Source organism: Sphingomonas sp. GW821-FHT09E03, from assembly GCF_059416225.1.
Window position 1 is genome coordinate 189,436 of sequence record NZ_JBWKOS010000002.1, and the last position, 18,132, is coordinate 207,567.

The 18,132-nt window shown below is 68.0% G+C and carries 21 protein-coding genes and 1 pseudogene; 6 read left to right on the forward strand and 16 right to left on the reverse strand.

Annotated features, from left to right (window positions below):
* Positions 1-17 precede the first annotated feature (17 nt).
* Together AC07M8_RS05140 and AC07M8_RS05145 are read right to left on the reverse strand one after the other, a co-directional pair.
* Positions 18-671: a COQ9 family protein gene (locus tag AC07M8_RS05140; protein ID WP_495173314.1), complete on the reverse strand. Its 654-nt coding sequence runs from the start codon at positions 669-671 to the stop codon at positions 18-20.
* Positions 671-1,633 (reverse strand): DMT family transporter, encoded by a 963-nt coding sequence (locus AC07M8_RS05145; protein WP_495173315.1) that lies wholly within the window; start codon positions 1,631-1,633, stop codon positions 671-673. The genes AC07M8_RS05140 and AC07M8_RS05145 overlap by 1 nt, the downstream gene beginning before the upstream one ends.
* A gap of 57 nt (positions 1,634-1,690) precedes the next feature.
* Between AC07M8_RS05145 and AC07M8_RS05150 the strand changes: the two genes are divergently transcribed.
* Positions 1,691-2,764, forward strand: a complete 1,074-nt coding sequence (locus tag AC07M8_RS05150) for an alkene reductase (protein ID WP_495173316.1) — start codon at positions 1,691-1,693, stop codon at positions 2,762-2,764.
* Positions 2,765-2,812: 48 nt separating this feature from the next.
* On the opposite strand, the gene AC07M8_RS05155 is transcribed toward AC07M8_RS05150, so the two are convergent.
* From AC07M8_RS05155 to AC07M8_RS05190, 8 genes and pseudogenes are all read right to left on the reverse strand, one after another.
* Positions 2,813-3,250 carry a hypothetical protein gene (locus AC07M8_RS05155; RefSeq protein WP_495173317.1) on the reverse strand — a complete coding sequence of 146 codons (438 nt, stop codon included), beginning with the start codon at positions 3,248-3,250 and terminating at the stop codon, positions 2,813-2,815.
* A gap of 4 nt (positions 3,251-3,254) precedes the next feature.
* Positions 3,255-3,674, reverse strand: coding sequence for a 6,7-dimethyl-8-ribityllumazine synthase (gene ribH / locus AC07M8_RS05160; RefSeq protein WP_495173318.1), 420 nt, complete (start codon positions 3,672-3,674; stop codon positions 3,255-3,257).
* The gene (gene ribB / locus AC07M8_RS05165) at positions 3,674-4,822 is read right to left on the reverse strand and encodes a 3,4-dihydroxy-2-butanone-4-phosphate synthase (RefSeq protein WP_495173319.1); all 1,149 of its coding nucleotides are present in this window, start codon (positions 4,820-4,822) and stop codon (positions 3,674-3,676) included. Before ribB ends, ribH begins: the two co-directional genes overlap by 1 nt.
* Entirely contained in the window at positions 4,803-5,429 is a 627-nt protein-coding gene (locus AC07M8_RS05170; protein ID WP_495173320.1) for a riboflavin synthase, read from the reverse strand. The genes ribB and AC07M8_RS05170 overlap by 20 nt, the downstream gene beginning before the upstream one ends.
* Positions 5,414-6,514 (reverse strand): bifunctional diaminohydroxyphosphoribosylaminopyrimidine deaminase/5-amino-6-(5-phosphoribosylamino)uracil reductase RibD, encoded by a 1,101-nt coding sequence (ribD, locus tag AC07M8_RS05175; RefSeq protein WP_495173769.1) that lies wholly within the window; start codon positions 6,512-6,514, stop codon positions 5,414-5,416. The genes AC07M8_RS05170 and ribD overlap by 16 nt, the downstream gene beginning before the upstream one ends.
* A gap of 38 nt (positions 6,515-6,552) precedes the next feature.
* Positions 6,553-6,900, reverse strand: a complete 348-nt coding sequence (locus tag AC07M8_RS05180) for a hypothetical protein (RefSeq protein WP_267396934.1) — start codon at positions 6,898-6,900, stop codon at positions 6,553-6,555.
* Positions 6,901-6,969: 69 nt separating this feature from the next.
* Complete coding sequence (locus AC07M8_RS05185; RefSeq protein ID WP_495173321.1) at positions 6,970-7,638, reverse strand: energy transducer TonB; 669 nt, start codon at positions 7,636-7,638, stop codon at positions 6,970-6,972.
* A gap of 288 nt (positions 7,639-7,926) precedes the next feature.
* Positions 7,927-8,086, reverse strand: a pseudogene (locus AC07M8_RS05190) (glutamate--tRNA ligase); the annotation flags it as partial.
* Between the two features lie 29 nt (positions 8,087-8,115).
* Between AC07M8_RS05190 and AC07M8_RS05195 the strand changes: the two are divergent.
* Positions 8,116-8,511: a hypothetical protein gene (locus AC07M8_RS05195; RefSeq protein ID WP_495173322.1), complete on the forward strand. Its 396-nt coding sequence runs from the start codon at positions 8,116-8,118 to the stop codon at positions 8,509-8,511.
* Between the two features lie 149 nt (positions 8,512-8,660).
* On the opposite strand, the gene gltX is transcribed toward AC07M8_RS05195, so the two are convergent.
* Complete coding sequence (gltX, locus tag AC07M8_RS05200) at positions 8,661-9,989, reverse strand: glutamate--tRNA ligase (protein WP_495173323.1); 1,329 nt, start codon at positions 9,987-9,989, stop codon at positions 8,661-8,663.
* Positions 9,990-10,082: 93 nt separating this feature from the next.
* On the opposite strand from gltX, the gene AC07M8_RS05205 reads away from it, so the two are divergent.
* Positions 10,083-11,018 carry a ribose-phosphate pyrophosphokinase gene (locus AC07M8_RS05205; RefSeq protein WP_495173324.1) on the forward strand — a complete coding sequence of 312 codons (936 nt, stop codon included), beginning with the start codon at positions 10,083-10,085 and terminating at the stop codon, positions 11,016-11,018.
* Between the two features lie 21 nt (positions 11,019-11,039).
* Here the strand turns inward: AC07M8_RS05205 and AC07M8_RS05210 are convergent, their stop codons facing one another.
* The 3 genes from AC07M8_RS05210 to AC07M8_RS05220 form a co-directional block, all read right to left on the reverse strand.
* A complete protein-coding gene (locus AC07M8_RS05210; protein WP_267396939.1) occupies positions 11,040-11,426 on the reverse strand; it encodes a PRC-barrel domain-containing protein in 387 nt (128 codons plus the stop codon).
* A gap of 105 nt (positions 11,427-11,531) precedes the next feature.
* Positions 11,532-11,867, reverse strand: a complete 336-nt coding sequence (locus AC07M8_RS05215) for a PilZ domain-containing protein (protein ID WP_495173325.1) — start codon at positions 11,865-11,867, stop codon at positions 11,532-11,534.
* Between the two features lie 25 nt (positions 11,868-11,892).
* Entirely contained in the window at positions 11,893-12,399 is a 507-nt protein-coding gene (locus tag AC07M8_RS05220; protein WP_495173326.1) for a sterol desaturase family protein, read from the reverse strand.
* A 129-nt stretch (positions 12,400-12,528) separates the two neighbouring features.
* On the opposite strand from AC07M8_RS05220, the gene sucC reads away from it, so the two are divergent.
* The 3 genes from sucC to AC07M8_RS05235 all read left to right on the forward strand — a co-directional run bounded on the left by sucC (position 12,529) and on the right by AC07M8_RS05235 (position 15,626).
* Entirely contained in the window at positions 12,529-13,728 is a 1,200-nt protein-coding gene (gene sucC / locus AC07M8_RS05225; RefSeq protein WP_267396942.1) for an ADP-forming succinate--CoA ligase subunit beta, read from the forward strand.
* Positions 13,729-13,953: 225 nt separating this feature from the next.
* On the forward strand, positions 13,954-14,700 hold the full coding sequence (locus AC07M8_RS05230) for an electron transfer flavoprotein subunit beta/FixA family protein (RefSeq protein ID WP_495173327.1): 747 nt from the start codon (positions 13,954-13,956) through the stop codon (positions 14,698-14,700).
* Complete coding sequence (locus AC07M8_RS05235; protein WP_495173328.1) at positions 14,697-15,626, forward strand: electron transfer flavoprotein subunit alpha/FixB family protein; 930 nt, start codon at positions 14,697-14,699, stop codon at positions 15,624-15,626. The genes AC07M8_RS05230 and AC07M8_RS05235 overlap by 4 nt, the downstream gene beginning before the upstream one ends.
* 67 nt (positions 15,627-15,693) lie before the next feature.
* On the opposite strand, the gene AC07M8_RS05240 is transcribed toward AC07M8_RS05235, so the two are convergent.
* Entirely contained in the window at positions 15,694-16,932 is a 1,239-nt protein-coding gene (locus AC07M8_RS05240) for an MFS transporter (RefSeq protein WP_495173329.1), read from the reverse strand.
* Complete coding sequence (gene nhaA / locus AC07M8_RS05245) at positions 16,929-18,131, reverse strand: Na+/H+ antiporter NhaA (protein WP_495173330.1); 1,203 nt, start codon at positions 18,129-18,131, stop codon at positions 16,929-16,931. Before nhaA ends, AC07M8_RS05240 begins: the two co-directional genes overlap by 4 nt.
* Position 18,132 lies beyond the last annotated feature (1 nt).

An 18,132-nucleotide genomic window follows, 5' to 3' on the forward strand; every position in this document is an offset into this window, starting at 1 on the left:
CCGCATTTGCTGGGTCGTTAGACCACCGGGTAGCGCAATCGTCCGACGAACCGCGACAGGCTCGGCATGTGCTCGGTTCGCCGCACGAACCCGGCCTTGGCCTTTTCGAAGCGCATGATCCCGTCGATCCGCCGCGCGAGAAAGGCGCGGGTTTCGGCCCAGTCGTCGCTGTCGTCGTCGAGGAACACCGTCACCGTCGCGGCATAGACGCCGAGCAGGATGGTGCGCTTGGTATAATGGTTATAGTCGGTCGCGGTATCGCCGGCGCGCGCCCAGATCTCGTCCACCGTCCGCCAGCCGAGCCGCGCGCCGCGCGCGAGGTGCTGCGGCATGGCGAGGATGGTCAGCGCGCGGCGCAGCGATTCGCGCGAGGTCGCGACCGCGGCGAGGCGGGCTTCCACCAGCGCGGCGATGCGACCGCGGATCTTCATTGCCGCCAGTTGCTCGGGCGAGAGCGCCGCCGCCATCGCCGTGTCGATGCTGGCGAACCAGGCGTCGATCATGTCCACCGCGCCGCCCGGAAACGCGAGTGCCGCGATGCCGCGGTCGATTCCTTTTGCATCGGCGGCCATGTCGCGCGCGGCGTCGCTCCAGCCGTCGAAGGCGGCATTGGCGGCGATTCCCGGCGCGAGCGCCACGCGGATTTCGTCGAGCGTCAGATCCTCGGTCATCACAAATGCTCCTGCGCTTCTCGCGCCGCGGGTGCAACCACCGGCGGCGTCGCCGTGTCGCCCCGCCGCACCAGCACCAGCGCCAGGCAGACGAGAGCGACACCGATGAAATCGGGGCCGTGCAGCCGCTCGCCATAGTCGATCCAGCCGATCGCGCCCGCCACCACCGGTTGCACCAGCAGCGCGATCCCCACCACCAGCGGCGATGTCTTGCCGAGCGCATAGATCATGCAGCCCTGGCCGATCAGCTGGCTGACCACCGCCAGGCCGATGAGTGGCGTCCAGTCGCCGGGCATCACCCGCTCGCCGAGGATCAGCGCGAACACCAGCAACGGCGCGACGCTGGCCATCGTCGACAGCGCCAGCGCCGGCAGCGGCGCCATCGTCGTGCGTACCCGCGCCATCAGCACGAAATAGAGCGTGTAGAGCAGCCCGGCGAGCACGCAGAGCAGGTCACCGGCGAGGTTGCGCGGGTCGAGCTGGTACGAGCGCCCCATCAGCAGCGCCGCGCCGGCAAAGGCAAGCCCGAGCGCGACCGCCTGGGTGCGGTTGGGCCAGGCCCGGGCGATCAGGAAGCCGTAGATCGGGAAGATCAGCGTCGCCGAATTGCCGAACAGCGTCGCATTGGCGAGCGTGGTGCGCAGGATGCCGAGGTGCCAGGTGCCAAGGTCGAGCGCGAAGGCGACCCCGCCGGCGGCCAGCATCACCCACATCCACCGGTCCATCCGCCGCGGCCGTGCCCCGCTCGCCAGCGCCAGCACCACCAGGAAGGGCAGGGCGATCGCCATCCGCCAGAAGGCCGCGGCCACCGGCCCGGTATCGGCAAGGCGCACGAACCAGCCGCCGAAGGCGAGCGCGACATTGCCTATCAGCAGGGCGACGAAGGCGCTCGCCGGGGTCGCGACCGGCACGGTGGCGGTTGGCGGCGGGACAGAATTTATTGGGGGCGTCGCGGCGTGCATGCCGCGGTGTAGCTTCCTATCTGCAATCCGTCAGTGAAACAAAAGTTGGAGCCCTGCATGCCGAGCCTGTTCGATCCCATCACGCTGGGCGATATCCCCGCCGCCAATCGGGTGCTGATGGCGCCGCTCACCCGCGGTCGCGCCACCGACGACCATGTCCCCACCGAGATCATGATCGATTACTATCGCCAGCGCGCCGGCGCCGGGCTGATCATCACCGAGGGCACCGGCGTCAGCCGCCAGGGCTTGGGCTGGCCCAACGCGCCGGGGCTGTGGACCGAGGAGCAGATCGAGGCGTGGAAGCCGATCACCGCCGCGGTGCACGAGGCGGGCGGGCATATCGTCGCGCAGATCTGGCACATGGGCCGGCTCGCGCGCCCCGACGTCACCGGCGTCACCCCGCTGTCGTCGTCGGCGACCCGCGCGCCCTATCACAAGCCCGAGAACCCCTATGTCGAGGCCCAGGCGGCGACGCTCGATGACATCGCGCGCGCGCAGGACGATTATGCCGAGGCCGCCCGCGCCGCGCTGCGTGCCGGGTTCGACGGTGTCCAGCTCCATGGCGCCAATGGTTATCTGATCGACCAGTTCCTGCGCGACGGCACCAATCTGCGCGACGACGATTACGGCGGCAGCCCGGAGAACCGCGTCCGCTTCATGCGCGAATCGGTCGCGCGGGTGGTCGATGCGATCGGCGCCGGGCGCACCAGCATCCGCCTCTCGCCCAATGGCGAGACCCAGGGTGCTGACGACAGCAATCCCTTGTCCGTGTTCATCCCCGCCGCCCAGGCGCTCGACGATCTCGGCATCGCCTTCCTCGAGCTGCGCGAGCTCGGTCCCGACGGCACCTTCGGCAGCACCGACGTACCGAAGTTGTCGCCCGAGATCCGCAAGGTGTTCAGCGGCCCGCTGATCCTCAACCAGGATTATACGCTGGCCGAGGCGCAGGCGGATCTCGACTCGGGCCTCGCCGACGGCATCGCCTTCGGCCGCCCGTTCATCGCCAACCCTGATCTGGTCGAGCGCCTGCGCACCGGCGCACCGCTCGCCAAGGACGATCAGCCGACCTGGTACAGCAAGGGCCCTGAGGGCTACACCGACTATCCGGCGCTCGAGACCGCGGCGGCGTGACGCCGCGAGCAGCGGCCCTCACCCTGCCGGCGGTACGGGTGAAAGCCGCTAGGCGTTTTCCCGATCGACCCGGTCCAGCCACCGGGTCACCGCGGCCCGTGCCTGGCGGCGCGGCTTGCCCCCGAACAGCGGCGCCAGCACCAGCAGCGCCCACGGCCAGGCAAGCGCCGCAACCGCGAGCGCCACGGCCAGCACCGCCGCGCCGATCCGCACCCGCGCGATCAGTGCCGCGCTGCCGCCATCCAGCTGCAGCGTCCGCGGGCCCTTGGCGTCGTAGAAGGGATGGGTGGTGAGCGTGCCGCCGCCATCGAACCGGGTCTGCCGCGGCCGCAGCGATTGCAGCGCCCCGGCCAGCCGCCCGAGCCCCGGAGCGGCGTTCGCCGGCCGGCCATGCTGCGCTACCGCCTTGCCATTCAGCCGGTCGATCACCTCCAGCCGCCGCCCGCGCTCGACCACCTTCCAGCGCGAGGGCGGGACGTCGATCACCGGATCAGCCGAACCGCGTCGCCAAGGCCATCATCGCCAGCGCCGCCTTGGCCGCGCCGCCGCCCTTGTCGAGCTCGGTCGGCCGCGCGCGGACCAGCGCCTGCGCCTCGTCCTCGGTGGTGAGGATGCCGTTGCCGATCGCGAGGCCGTCCATGGTCAGCGCCATGATCCCGCGCGCGCTCTCGTTCGCGACGATCTCGAAATGGTAGGTCTCGCCGCGGATCACCACGCCAAGTGCGACGAAGGCGTCATACTGGCCGCTCTCCGCCGCCATCGCGATCGTGCCCGGCACCTCAAGCGCGCCCGGCACGGTGATCGTCTCGTGGCTGTGCCCGGCGGCCTCGATCGCGGCACGCGCGCCGGCGACCAGCAGGTCGTTCAGATGGTCGTAGAAGCGCGCTTCGACGATGAGGACGTGGGCCATCAGTTTTCCGTTTCGATGCGACGCTCGCCGACGATCGACAGGCCATAGCCGTCGAGCCCGATGAGCGTGTGGTGGGTGTTGGTGAGCAGCACCATTTCCTCGACGCCGAGTTCGGTGAGGATCATCGCGCCGACGCCATAGTCGCGCAACTCCTCCATGTCGGTCTCGGCGAGGGTGCCGGCGCGCGATTGCAGCGCCAGGGTGAACTGGTCGGCGCGCGGCTTGTTGATCACCACGATCACCCCCGCGCCCTCGGCGGCGATCATCTCCATCGAGCGGCGCAGCAGCCCGCCGCGGCAGCCGTCCTCGCCGAAGATGTCGGCGAACGGCGACAGCGCATGCATCCGCACCAGCGTCGGCTTGGTCGGATCCACCTTGCCCTTGACCAAGGCGATCTGCTCGGTGCCGGTGGCCTTGTTCCAATAGGTCAGCGCAGTCCATTCGCCGCCCCAGTCGCTGGTGAACTTGGCCTCGGCGCGCTTCTCGACGAGATGGTCGTAGCGGCGGCGATAGGCGATCAGATCGCGGATCGTGCCGATCTTGAGGTTGTGGAACTGCGCGAAGGTGACGAGGTCGTCGAGCCGCGCCATCGTCCCATCCTCGTTCATGATCTCGCAGATCACGCCCGAGGGGTTCAAGCCGGCGAGCCGCGACACGTCCACCGCCGCCTCGGTATGGCCGGTGCGTACCAGCACCCCGCCATCGCGCGCGACCAGCGGAAAGACGTGGCCCGGCGTCACGATCTCGTCCTTGCCCTTGGACGAATCGATCGCCACCGCCACCGTCCGCGCGCGGTCCGCCGCCGAGATGCCGGTGGTCACGCCGTCGCGCGCCTCGATCGAGGTGGTGAAGGCGGTCTCGTAGCGGGTGCCGTTGTTGCGGCTCATCAGCCCGAGGCCGAGCTCCTCGACACGCTTTTTGGTCAGCGCCAGGCAGATCAGCCCGCGGCCGTGCTTGGCCATGAAGTTGATCTTCTCGGGCGTCGCCATTTGCGCCGGAATCACCAGATCGCCCTCGTTCTCGCGGTCCTCGTCGTCGACCAGGATGAACATCCGGCCGTTCTTGGCCTCGTCGATGATCTCTTCGGGGCTCGACAGGAAGGCGTGGCGCAGGCGCGACAGCTCGGGCTTAAGCGGCTGGGTGGGCACGATAATGCTCCATGCGTTGGAGGTAGCGGGCGAGCACGTCGATCTCGATGTTGACCGCTTGGCCGGGCTCGATGGCGCCAAGCGTGGTCATCGCCTGCGTATGGGGGATGATGTTGACCGCGAAATCGGTGCCCTCGGCATGATCGGTCACCGCATTGACGGTGAGCGACACGCCGTCGACCGTGATCGAGCCCTTGGTGGCGAGGAACGGCGCCAATGCCGCGGGAACGCGGAAGCCGATCCGCCGCGAGTCGCCGTCCGCCACCAGCTCGGTGACGGTAGCGACACCGTCGACATGGCCGGTGACGATATGGCCGCCGAGTTCGTCGCCGAGCTTCATCGCGCGCTCGAGATTCAATCGCTGGCCCTGGTGCCATTGACCGGGCGCGGTGCGGCTCAGCGTCTCGTGGCTGACGTCGACCGCAAACCAGCCCGGCTCGCCGGCCGCGGCCTTGTCGACCACGGTCAGGCACACGCCCGAACAGGCGATCGACGCGCCGAGCTCGATTCCGCTGGTGTCATAGGCGGTGCTGACGACCATCCGCGTGTCGCCGCGCGCCTCCACCGAGGTGATGGTGCCGATATCGGAGATTATGCCGGTGAACATGGCCCGTGCCCGTAGACCTCCAGCCGGTCGCTGCCAAGTTGGCGCGCATCCGCCAACTGCCAGCGGCCATGGGCCAGGGCGAGATCGCCGAGCCCGATGTCGCCGAGCGCCGGCATCCCCACCCCGATCAGGATCGGCGCGCGATACAATAAGAGCCGATCGACCAGTCCCGCCCGCAGGAACGCCGCCGCCGTCTGGGCGCCGCCTTCCACCAGCAGGTGGTCGACGGTGGGGAGTTCGGCGATCGCTTCAGGCGCGGCGATGGTCAGCCAGTCGCCAACTCGATCATACCCGCCATGGCCGTCACCCCAGCGCACGCTGGGGTCTTTCGCGGCTCCATCCGTGCGCGCCTCGACAAGATCCCAGCTTCCGCTGGGATGACGAGTTGAGGCAATCAGGTCCTCCTGCGCCACGTCCGCTCCATCCCCGCCGCGCGTCAGCATCACGCGGATCGGGCTGCGCGCCTCGAGGCCCGCCAACCGTACATCCAGCCGCGGCGCATCCGCATCGACCGTGCCGCGCCCGACCAGGATCGCCTCATGCCGGCTACGCTCGAGATGCGCATGCGCGCGCGCCTCGGGTCCGGTGATCCAGCGACTCGTGCCATCCGCCAGCGCGATGCAGCCGTCGAGCGACGTGGCGAGCTTGAGGGTGACGAACGGCCGCCCCAGGCGCCGCCGGGTCAGGAACCCCGCCATCGATGCCGCCGCCTCGGCCGCGCGCACGCCGGTGGTCACCGCGATCCCGGCGTCGCGCAGCCGTGCGAGCCCCGTGCCATCGGTGCGCGGATCGGGATCGCCCATCGCCACCACCACCCGCGCCACCCCGGCCGCGACCAGCAGCGTCGAGCACGCCGACCCGCGCGGCGAGCGATGCGCGCACGGCTCCAGCGTCACATAAGCGGTCGCACCGCGCGCACCGTCACCGGCCTCGGCGAGCGCCATCGCTTCGGCATGCGGCCGCCCGCCGGGCTGGGTCCAGCCGCGACCGATCACCCGGCCGTCGCGCACGATCACACAGCCGACAGTGGGGTTGGGCGCAGTGCGCCCGCGGCCGCGTGACGCCAGCGCCAGCGCCGTGTCCATCCGGCGACCGTCGTCGGTCACGACGGCGTGGGGACTGCTCAGAGCCCCCACTTCGACAACGATTGGTCGAGCTTGCGATAGTCCGCCTTGACCTTGGCCTCCGCCGCCTTCTGGTCGGCGATCCGTTTGTCCTGGTCCACCTTGTCGATCGCCTGCTGCGCCTTGATCTCGGCGTCGGTGCGGTCGGCGCGCCATTGCTGCACATAGATGATGTGCGGCTGATAGACCGGCGGCACATAGTCGCTGCGCATGAACGCGTAGAGAAAGAAGCCGGTGACCGCGAGCGCGGCGGCCAGGAAGCCGAGCTCATAAGGGTGCCGCTGCGCAAGGAAGAAGCGCAGATCCTTATAAGCGCGAACCGGTGACAGGCGGGCGAAGAACTGCATGGCGCCAAGATAGGGAAGCGGGGCGGCCGAAGCCAGCCCCGCCGCAGACTCGGCGAACCGCGCCCGGCTTCAATCCTCCAGCACGAAGGTCAGCGTCAGCGTTCGCCACGCCTCCACCGGCACCCCGCCGCGCGTGCCCGGCTTGAACCGCCACTTGCCCATCGCCCGCTCCAGCGTCGCCTGCCAGAAGGCGTCGCTGGTCGCGCTGACCCGTTCGGCCTGCTTCACCCGGCCGTCCATGCCCACCAGTACCCGGACCATCACCTTGCCTTCGCGCCCGGCCCTGCGCTCGGCGGCGGGATAGACCGGCTGGAACTGGCTGGCGTAGCGCGCATCGATCGCCGGATCGACGAGCGGCAGCGGGGTCGGCGTGGCGGGCGCGGCATCCACCGCCGGTCCGGTGTCGGTGCCGATTACCGGTCCCGCGGGCGGCAGCGGCGGCGACAGCGGCAGCGAGAAGTCGGTGCTCGGCATCGGCATTAGCGGCACCGGCAGGTCGATCTGCTCGTTGGGCCGCGCCGCCTGTTGCTGGTGCTGCGGTGTGAACGGCTGCGGCTGGGGCGGCGGTGGCGGCTCGACCGGCACAGCATAGATGGTGATCGGCTTGTCGGCGATGCGGGAGGCGATGTGCGGCGCGGAGAACAGCAGCGCGGCAATCACCGCGGCGTTGATCAGCACCGCGGCGGTCAATCCGCCAGGGTTGAACCGGGTCGGCTGAACATATCGATCGGCGTACATGAACCGTCTCCTCGCTCGTGGTGGGTAAAATCGTGTCTCCTGCAGGAAGCACGATGTTACATCATTACGAATTAGGCGCAAGATGGGTACGATAGATGCGGTCGCTGCCACCGACCAGCGACAGCGGCTGTCCTACACGTCACCACTCTGCTAGCTTTGGGCGACGCTTTTTCTCATCACCGCATTCACGGAAACGATACACGCATGACGGTGTCGTCCCGAGTGGCAACTTCACTCAACTTGTGCCCTATTATAACGGAATCGCCGCAGGTTCACGGTGCGACTCGGCTAGCCGCGCAGCCGGGTCACCGCGCGCACCTCGCCGATCTCCGGCAGCAGCGCCGCCATGTCGGGGGTCATGGTCGAGCCCCGTCAGCGCCCGGCGCAGCGGCAGGAACAGCGCCTTGCCCTTGCGCCCGGTCAGTTCCTTCAGGCGGCTGGTCACGCTTATGCCATTTCACGCTCGGAGAGAACAAAATGAGCCAGCCTAGTTCCTATTTCAATGCAAAGCCTTACGTGCCCGCATCACTCAGCGAGATCTATGACATGTTGGGTTCGATGATCTTGGGTGCGCCGACCTTCATTGATCCTTTGGGTAATTTTCCTGGCAGGAACATCGATACGGAGTTTTTTGCACTAACCGAAGGCTTCGCCGTCGTTCGCAAGAAGCTCGGCGAAGAGCGCTACACAGCGCTGCTCGATCTCGCGGCACGCGCCAAACTGCTGTTCGCGGAGGACCAGGACGACACCAACGGCAAGACCGACCAGGGGCGCGCGCTGTTGTTCGAGATCGAGGATCTGCTGAACGACGTGCGCAGACGCCGCCTCGAGGCCAAGCTTCCCGATGAAGAGGGCGAAGTCAACGGTGACTGACCAGCGTGAAGACCCGCCGGCCCGCCGACGCGGTCACATCGGCCAAGTAATGAAAACGTTCGAAGTTGAGAGGTGCATTGTGCATGACAACTTCACTCAACTTGTGCCCAATTCTACCGTATTCGCCGCAGGTTCGCGGCGCGACTCGGCTAGCCGCGCAGCCGGGCCACCGCCCGCGTCTCGCCGATCAGCGGCAGCAGCGCCGCCATGTCGGGGCCATGGTCGAGCCCGGTCAGCGCCTGGCGCAGCGGCAGGAACAACGCCTTGCCTTTGCGACCGGTCTGCTCCCTCAGCCGGCTGGTCAGCGCGTGCCAGGGATCTGCCGACCAGTCGATCGCCGCCGCCGCCGCGGCCGCCTGGGCCAGATAAGCCCGCGTCTCGTCGTCGGCGGCGGGTGCCTCGATCGGGCCCTCGATCACCCGCCACCAATTGGCAGCCTCGGCGACTCGCGTCAGATTGGGGCGCACCGCACCCCATTCCGCCGCGGCCATCCCGCTCGGCAGCCGCTCGGCCACCGCCGCATAGGGCAATTGGTGGACGATCCGCGCGTTGAGCTGCGCCAGCTCGGCCTCGTCGAACCGCGCCGGCGCCCGGCCGAACCGCGCGAAGTCGAAGCCGGCGATCAGCGGCGCGGGTGTCGCCACCGGCTCCACCGGATCGCTGGTCCCGATCCGCGCCAACAGCGCGATCACCGCCTGCGGCTCGAGGCCTTCCTCGCGGAAGTGATCGACGCCGAGCGACCCCAGCCGCTTGGACAGCTTGCCCTCCGCCCCGGTCAGCAGCGCCTCATGCGCAAAGCGCGGCGGCGTCGCCCCCATCGCCGCGAACATCTGCAGCTGCAGCGCAGTGTTCGAGACATGGTCCTCGCCGCGCACCACATGGCTGATCGCCATGTCGGCATCGTCAATCGCCGAGGGCAGCATGTAGAGCCACGAGCCGTCGGCGCGGCGTACCACGGGATCGCTCATCGTCGCCGCGTCGAATTTCTGGTGGCCGCGGATCAGATCGTCCCACTCTATCGGCGCGTCATGATCGAGCTTGAAGCGCCAGTGCGGGGCGATGCCCTCGGCCTCCAGGCTGGTGCGCTGCGCATCGCTCAGCGCCAGCGCGGCGCGGTCGTACACCGGCGGCAGCCCGCGTCCGGCGGCGATCTTGCGCTTGAGGTCGAGTTCCTGTGCGCTCTCATAGGCCGGGTAGATCCGCCCCGCCGCGACCAGCGCGTCGAACCGCGCCTGGTACAGCGCGAACCGCGCGGATTGCCGCTCCTCGCCGTCGGGGGTGAGCCCGAGCCAGGCGAGATCGGCGCGGATCGCGTCGACGAACCGCTCCTCGCTGCGCTCGGCATCGGTGTCGTCGATCCGCAGCACGAACCGCCCGCCCTGCTGCCGCGCGAACAGCCAGTTATGCAGCGCGGCGCGGATGTTGCCGACATGGAGCCGGCCGGTGGGCGAGGGGGCGAAGCGGGTGACGACGGTCATCCCCAGGCCTTACGAGCCGGGGCTGGGACGGGCAAACCCCTTCCGCTGGCGGGGTGCCGCGACTAAGGCAGCCGGATTCGAAGGGGCTTCGCGATGAAACTGTTGACCGGCAATTCCAATCTCCCGCTCGCACGCGAGATCGCCGACTATCTCGAGATTCCCCTCACCGATGCCCTGGTGCGCCGCTTTGCCGACGAGGAGATCTTCGTCGAGATCCAGGAGAATGTCCGCGGCGAGGACGTGTTCGTGCTCCAGTCGACCGGCTTTCCGGCGAACGACAATCTTATGGAGCTGCTGATCATCATCGACGCGCTCAAGCGCTCGTCGGCACGGCGGATCACTGCGGTGGTCCCGTACATGGGCTATGCCCGGCAAGACCGGAAGCCGGGACCGCGTACCCCGATTTCGGCCAAGCTGGTCGCCAATCTGATCACCGTCGCCGGGGCCGACCGCGTCCTCTCGGTCGATCTCCACGCCGGCCAGATCCAGGGCTTCTTCGATATCCCCACCGACAATCTCTATGCCGCCCCGGTGATGAGCGCCGACATCCAGGCGCGGTTCCGGGCTAAGAATCTGATGGTGGTGTCGCCCGACGTCGGCGGCGTGGTCCGTGCCCGCCAGCTCGCCAAGCGACTCGACAATGCGCCCCTCGCGATCGTCGACAAGCGCCGCGAGCGTGCCGGCGAATCCGAAGTGATGAACATCATCGGTGATGTCGAGGGCCGCTTCTGCGTGCTGATCGACGACATCGTCGATTCGGCCGGCACCCTGTGCAACGCCGCCGCGGCGCTGCGCGAGGCGGGCGCCGAGGACGTCGTCGCCTATGTCACCCATGGCGTGCTGTCGGGCGGCGCGGTGGCCCGGGTCGAGGGCTCGGCGCTGCGCGAGCTGGTGATCACCGACACCATCGGCAATCACGAGTCTATCGGCGCCGCCGCCAAGATCCGCCACCTGCCGATCGCCCCGCTGCTCGGCGAGGCGATCAAGCGCATCGCCGACGAAACCAGCGTGTCGAGCCTGTTCGACTGAGTCGCCGCGTCGCCAGCGGGATCAGAGATACTCGTCCCAATGGTGGTACACCGGCTCCTGCGCCAGCCGCGGCCGGTCGGCCTGGTCGAGGGTCATGTACGGTGCCGCCTCGATGTCCTCGCGTTTCACCGCCAGGCAATAGCCGCGCTGCGCCTGGTCATAGGTCAGCATCGACCAAGGCAGCGGATAGGCCCGCGAGCCGAAGCCGAAGATCCCGCCGAAGGTCAGCACGGCATACGTTGCCTGGCCGCTGCGCTTCTCGATCATCACCGCGTGGATCGATCCGATCTTGTCGCCGCATCGGTCGAATACCGGCGTGCCCTCGATCCGATTGGATGAAATCAGGCGGTGCGCGGCGTCGCTGACATCCTCGTCAGGCGCGCTGGCGGCAGCAACGGCTTCTAACATGGTAGGCCTCCATCTGCCCCCCACGACTTGCCCCGGCATGCGGTGGTCCCGCAGGCCCGTTCCCGCTCGTCGTTATGCGCCTTTTCAGGCGGATTCGCCAGCCCGTCAGCGCTGGCTGAGCGCGACGATATGGTCGAACACGGCAGGATGGAGCGGCTTGGCGAAGGCGCAGCCATATTTGAACTTGTCGCGCCAGGCGACCACCGCCTCGAGGCCCGCAAGCCCCGGCAGCGTCAGCCACACCACCGTGCCCGGCCACAAGGTGAAGCTGGTTTCGGCGCGGAATCCCGACATCGACAGGTCGGTGACCTCGATCTCGAACCGGGTCTGGCCGCGATCGCGCAAATGCGCGCGCATCTTCACGGCCTTGCGCAATGCCTGGCGATGGTCGTCGCCCGCGGTCAGCGGCTCGAACGGGGGCGTGAAGGATGGCTGTTCCATGGCGCCGAGTCCTGCCACGCAATGGTTACTTTTCTGCCAACGACGCGCGCCGCACCCCCGCCCGCCCGCGACGCTTCAGTTCGGCCTTGAGCGCCTCGGGCCTGGGCGCGACCAGGAAACCGAACGAGACATTGCCTTCGCGGGTTTCGACCACGTGATGCAGCCGATGCGCCTGGACGATCCGCTTCATGTAGCGAGACTTGGGCAGGTAGCGCGTCGGGATCCGCTGGTGGACGATGATGTCGTGGAAGCCGAAGTAGATCGCGCCATAAGCGGCGATGCCGGCACCGATCCAGGCCCAGCCCGGCCACCAGCCGAGCTGCACCCCGCCGAGCAGCAGCACGAACGACGGCACCGCGAAGATCGCCGCATAGAGGTCGTTCAGCTCCCACGCGCCGTCGCGCCGACGGTGATGACTGGCATGAAGGAACCAGCCCGGCCCATGCATAATCCAGCGGTGTGCGGCGTAGGCGAACGCCTCCATGCCGATCACCGTCGCCAGAAACAGAAGAATGCCGATCGGCCAGGACATGATCGCTCCAGATAATGCGATGCGTTTGCAATAAACACGGCCACCCGTTTTTCGTGAGGGGTGGATTCGTCAGCCAGCCTGTGCTTTAGGCCGTGCAAATCCCCTTAGTATCAAAAGGCGAGGACGGCCATGAACATCCACGAATATCAAGCCAAGGAATTGCTGGCGAAGTTCGGCGTGCCCGTTCCCGCGGGCTATGCCGCGCTCTCCGTCGACGAGGCGGTCGAGGTCTCCAAGAAGCTCCCCGGGCCGCTTTACGTCGTCAAGGCGCAGATCCATGCCGGCGGGCGCGGCAAGGGCAAGTTCAAGGAACTCAGCCCCGAGGCTAAGGGCGGCGTCCGCCTCGCCAAGTCGGCCGACGAGGTCCGCGCCGCGGCGCAGGACATGCTCGGCAACACGCTGGTGACGATCCAGACCGGCGATGCCGGCAAGCAGGTTAACCGCCTCTACGTCACTGACGGCGTCGACATCGCCAAGGAATTCTACCTGGCGCTGCTCGTCAACCGCGCCACCGGCCGCGTCTCGATGGTCGCCTCCACCGAGGGCGGCATGGATATCGAGACCGTCGCGCATGACACGCCCGAGAAGATCCACGCGATCGACATCGACACCGCGACCGGCTTCATGCCGCATCACGGCCGCGCCGTCGCCGCGGCGCTCGAGCTGACCGGCGACCTCGCCAAGCAGGCCGCCAACGTCGCTTCGAAGCTGTATGACGCTTTCCTCGGCACCGACGCCGAGCAGATCGAGATCAACCCGCTTGCCGTCACCGAGGACGGCAAGCTGATGGTGCTCGACGCCAAGGTCGGCTTCGACGGCAACGCGATGTTCCGCCACAAGGATCTGATGGAGCTGCGCGACGAATCCGAGGAGGATCCGGCCGAGCTCGAGGCGTCGAAGTATGACCTCGCCTACATCAAGCTCGACGGCGACATCGGCTGCATGGTCAACGGCGCCGGCCTTGCCATGGCGACGATGGACATCATCAAGCTCAACGGCATGTTCCCCGCCAACTTTCTCGATGTCGGCGGTGGCGCCACCACCGAGAAGGTGACCGCGGCGTTCAAGATCATCCTCGGTGATCCGAACGTGAAGGGCATCCTCGTCAACATCTTCGGTGGCATCATGCGCTGCGACATCATCGCCGAGGGCATCGTCGCCGCGGCCAAGGAGGTTAACCTCCAGGTGCCGCTGGTCGTCCGCCTCGAAGGCACCAACGTCCAGCAGGGCAAGGACATCCTCGCCAATTCCGGCCTGGCGATCGTCCCCGCCAACGACCTGGGCGACGCCGCGCAGAAGATCGTTGCCGAGGTCAAGAAGGTCGCCTGATCGCGACGTTCGCCGGGCCACGCGGCTGAAAAAAGGATCGGGCCCGGGCGAAAGCCTGGGCCCGATTCGTTTGTGGCGCGTTGGCTGGGGGATGGCGGCGCCGCGTCGCCGTTACGGCAAGCGCGAGTTTCCGTACCCGACTTGCGAACACGCCGCGGAACAGCCATGTGAGCCGCCGACGAGACACCTCAAAAGGTGTCGAGAGACAGATTTGGAAGGACGCTGATGAAGGTGCTGGTGCCGGTCAAGCGTGTGCTTGATTACAATGTGAAGCCCCGCGTGAAGGCAGACGGGACGGGGGTCGACCTCGCCAACGTCAAGATGAGCATGAACCCGTTCGACGAGATCGCCGTCGAAGAGGCGATCCGCCTCAAGGACAAGGGCGTCACCGAGATCGTCGTCGTGTCGATCGGCGAGCCCAAGGCGCAGGAGACGCTGCGCACCGCGCTGGCGATGGGCGCCGATCGCGCGATCCTCGTCACCGCCGACCAGAAGGTCGAGCCGCTGGGCGTCGCCAAGATCCTCGCCAAGATCGTCGAGGAGGAGCAGCCCGCGCTTGTCATCCTCGGCAAGCAGGCGATCGACGACGACAACAACCAGACCGGCCAGATGCTCGCCGGCCTGCTCGGCTGGGGCCAGGGCACCTTCGCCTCCAAGGTCGAGCTGACCGCGGACACGGTGACGGTGACCCGCGAGGTAGATGGCGGTCTTGAGACCGATTCGTTCAAGCTCCCCGCGATCGTCACCACCGATCTGCGCCTCAACGAGCCGCGCTATGCGTCGTTGCCCAACATCATGAAAGCCAAGTCCAAGCCGCTCGCGAACAAGACTCCCGCCGATTACGGCGTCGACGTCACGCCGCGGATCACGACGCTCAAGGTCGTCGAGCCCGGCAAGCGCTCGGCCGGCATCAAGGTCGCCGATGTCGACGAACTCGTGATGAAGCTGCATGCCATGGGGATTGCCAAGTGAAGACTCTCGTCTGGGTCGAGCATGACGGCCAGGCCGTCAAGGATGCCACGCTGTCGGCGGTTACCGCCGCGTCCAAGCTGGGCGAGGTCCATCTCGTCGTCGCCGGGCAGGGCGTCGGCGCGGTGGCCGAGGCGGCCGCCAAGATCGCCGGCGTCGGCAAGGTCCATGTCGCCGACGATGCGGCCTATGCGCATGCGCTTGCCGAGAATGTCGCGCCGCTGATCGTCGAGCTGATGGGCCATCACGACGCCTTCGTCGCGCCGTCCACTACCCACGGCAAGAACATCGCGCCGCGCGTCGCTGCGCTGCTCGACGTCATGCAGATCTCCGACATCCTGTCGGTCGAGAGCGAGGACACCTTCACCCGGCCGATCTACGCCGGCAACGCGATCGCGACCGTTCAGTCGTCGGACGCCAAGAAGGTGATCACCGTTCGCGGCACCGCCTTCGATAAGGCGGCGATCGAGGGCGGCAGCGGCACGGTGGAAGCCGTCGCCTCCACCGGTGACAAGGGCCTGTCGAGCTTCTCGGGGTCCGAAATCGCCGAGAACGCGCGACCCGAGCTCACCTCGGCGAAGATCATCGTCTCCGGCGGTCGCGCGCTGCAGAATGGCGAAAACTTCACCAAGCTGATCGAGCCGCTCGCCGACAAGCTCGGTGCCGGGGTCGGCGCCAGCCGCGCCGCGGTCGATGCCGGCTATGTGCCTAACGACTATCAGGTCGGGCAGACCGGCAAGATCGTCGCGCCCGAAGTCTATATCGCTGTCGGTATCTCCGGTGCGATTCAGCATCTTGCCGGCATGAAGGATTCGAAGGTCATCATTGCCATCAACAAGGATGAGGATGCGCCGATCTTCCAGGTCGCGGACATCGGCCTGGTCGGCGACCTGTTCACGCTGCTGCCGGAACTGACCGAGAAGCTGTAAGGCGATCGCGGTGTCGTCTCGTACGGCACCGCAGCCCACCCGGCGACGTGACCTGCTCGTCCGGTCGTCAGGGCTCCACCGGCGCCGTCGCCGGTGTTTCCGGCAATGGCAGCGGCGGGATCATGCGCAGCACCAAGCCGATGGCCAGCGCTAGCGCGCCGAGTACGAAGCAGAAGAGCGCGACGCCGTTCCACCCCGCCCGGCTCCAGGCGACACCGCCCGCCGAGCCGAGCACGCTCGAACCCAGATAATAGAAGAACAGGTAGAAGGCGGATCCCTGGCCGCGGTTGGCGAGCGCGCGCCGCCCCACCCAGGCGCTGGCGATCGAATGAGCGCCGAAGAAGCCGACCGTGACGATGGCGATGCCGCCGATCACCAGCCATAAGGGCTGCGCGGCGGTCGCCGCGACGCCGACAATCAGCAGCATGATCGGCCACCAGAAGACGTTTCGCCGCCCGAGGCGCCCGGCCAGCGCGCCAAATCGCGCCGAACTCACCGAGCCGAGGATGTAGAGCAGGAACACGCCGCCCACTGCCGCCTGGCTGAGGCTGTAGGGCGGCGCCAGCAGCCGAAAGCCGGCATAATTGTAGACGGTGACGAAGACTCCCATCAGCAGGAAGCCTTCGGCATAGAGCAAGGGCAATGCCCGATCAGCGAACAGCGCCTTGATCCCGCTCAGCGCATCGCCGGCACCAGGCTGGCCGATGAAGAAGCGAGACGGCGGGGCCAGCTGGCGAAACGCCTCGGCCATCGCGATCCCCGCCAGGCCGACGCTGCCGAGCGCCCAGCGCCAGCCGGCGACATCTGCGACCAGGCTCGCGACCAGCCGCCCGCCCATGCCGCCGATCGCGCTGCCGGCGATGTACAGCCCCATTGCGGCGCCGACCGAGGCGACATCCACCTCTTCGGCGACATAGGCCATCGCTACCGCGGGGACGCCGGCTAGCGCGATGCCGGTTAGCAGCCGCAACGCCAGCAGTCCGCTCCACCCGGGCACCACCGCCGCGGCCAGCGTCAGCACGCCCGCGGCGAACATCGCTGCCACCATCAGCGGCCGCCGCCCGACTCGGTCGCTGAGCATCCCGGCAAACAGGATCCCGATCGCCAGCGGCCCGGTTGCCAGCGACACCGCGAGCGACGCCGCCTCGGCGCTGAGGCCAAAGTCGACCGCGAACAGCGGCAGCAGCGGCTGCACCGAATAGAGCAGCGAAAAGGTCGAGAAACCGGCGAACAGCATCGCCAGCGTCAGCCGGCGATAGGCCGCGCTGCCCTGGCGCAGCGGCGCCTCGTCCTGCGGCGATGTCATGCTCGTCTCCTCGCCAGCGTCAGCACCGTCGCGCCGGCCAGCGCCGACAGGATCGATCCCGCCAGCACCGCGATCTTGACCGCCTCCAGCCGCTGCGGATCGGCAAAGGCAAGGCCGCCGATGAACAGGCTCATGGTGAAGCCGATCCCGGCGATCAGCGCCATGCCATAGAGCTGCGCCCAGCTCACCCCGCCCGGCCGCCGCGCCATGCCGAGCCGGTCCGCCGCCCAGATTGCGCCGAAAATGCCGAGCTGCTTGCCGAGGAACAGCCCGAGCGCGACGCCCAGCACCAGCGGCTCGGCAAGCGTCGCCAGGCTTGCGCCGCGCAGCGACACACCCGCATTGACGAAGCCGAACAGCGGCACGATCACGAACGCCACCCAGGGGCTGAGCGCATGCTCGAGGCGGTGAAGCGGCGATGCCGCATCGTCGGGCGTCCCGGGCGAGCGCTTGAGCGGGATCAGCGTGGCGGTGAGCACGCCGGCAATGGTGGCATGAACTCCCGAGACCAGCACCAGCAGCCACAGCAAGGCGAAGCCGGCGAGATATGGCCACAGCCTCATCACGCCACGGCGGTTGAGCGCGTACATGCCTGCCAGCACCAGCGCCGCGCCGGCGAGCGCGAGCCAGTCGATGGCCTGGGTATAGGCGACCGCGATGATCGCCACCGCGCCCATGTCGTCGACGATCGCCACCGTGGTGAGCAGTAGCTTGAGCGACGAGGGGACGCGCGAGCCCAGCAAGGCGAGCACGCCAATCGCAAAGGCGATGTCGGTGGCGGCGGGGATCGCCCAGCCCGGCCGCAGATCGGCGTCACCGCCCGCGATCAGCAGGAACACCAGCGCCGGCATCGCCATCCCCGCGATCGCCGCGATGATCGGCAGGCGGCGGCGTTCGGCGCTTGCCAGGCTGCCGTCGCGCAGCTCGCGCTTGATCTCCAGCCCGACCAGCAGGAAGAACAGCGCCATCAACCCGTCATTGATCCACAGGTGCACACTCATCGGCCCGAGCGTCGGCGACAGGGTGGGGCCGGTATGGAAATCGAGCAGCGCGACGTACAGCCTGGCGGTCGCCGGCAGGTTCGCGGCGATCATCGCCAGCACGGCAGCGACGATCAGCACGATCCCGCCGAAGGCCTCGCTGGTCAGGAAGTCGCGGAGCGCAGACCACCCGCCGCGTCGCGGATGCGCGCCGGTCATG